Origin of the sequence: Shewanella algicola (assembly GCF_014648035.1) — a bacterium.
In the GTDB taxonomy this organism is placed as follows: domain Bacteria; phylum Pseudomonadota; class Gammaproteobacteria; order Enterobacterales; family Shewanellaceae; genus Shewanella; species Shewanella algicola.
This window is the reverse complement of record NZ_BMQI01000169.1, coordinates 1-667: the sequence shown is the minus strand read 5'-3', so window position 1 is coordinate 667 and position 667 is coordinate 1. Positions and strand designations below refer to the sequence as shown.

Below are 667 nucleotides of genomic sequence, written 5' to 3'. Positions count from 1 at the left end.
GGCACTGTTGCAAAGTTAGCGATGAGGCAGCCTTTTGTCTTATTCAAAGGCCTTACATTTCAAAAACTCTGCTTACCAGGCGCATTTCGCCCAGGGGATCACCATAATAAAATGCTGAGGCCTGGCCTTTGCGTAGTGCACGCATCACCTCAATACCTTTGATGGTGGCGTAAGCCGTCTTCATGGATTTAAATCCCAGCGTGGCGCCGATTATCCGTTTCAGTTTGCCATGATCGCATTCAATCACGTTGTTCCGGTACTTAATCTGTCGGTGTTCAACGTCAGACGGGCACCGGCCTTCGCGTTTGAGCAGAGCAAGCGCGCGACCATAGGCGGGCGCTTTATCCGTGTTGATGAATCGCGGGATCTGCCACTTCTTCACGTTGTTGAGGATTTTACCCAGAAACCGGTATGCAGCTTTGCTGTTACGACGGGAGGAGAGATAAAAATCGACAGTGCGGCCCCGGCTGTCGACGGCCCGGTACAGATACGCCCAGCGGCCATTGACCTTCACGTAGGTTTCATCCATGTGCCACGGGCAAAGATCGGAAGGGTTACGCCAGTACCAGCGCAGCCGTTTTTCCATTTCAGGCGCATAACGCTGAACCCAGCGGTAAATCGTGGAGTGATCGACATTCACTCCGCGTTCAGCCAGCATCTCCTGCAA

Annotated in this window: 1 protein-coding gene; it reads right to left on the bottom strand. The window is 52.9% G+C overall.

The genetic code is table 11. From position 1 onward, the window contains the following. Nucleotides 1-52 precede the first annotated feature (52 nt). The coding region (locus tag IEY42_RS22265) for an IS6-like element IS26 family transposase (RefSeq protein ID WP_074811459.1) at nucleotides 53-667 on the bottom strand (615 nt) is incomplete at its 5' end.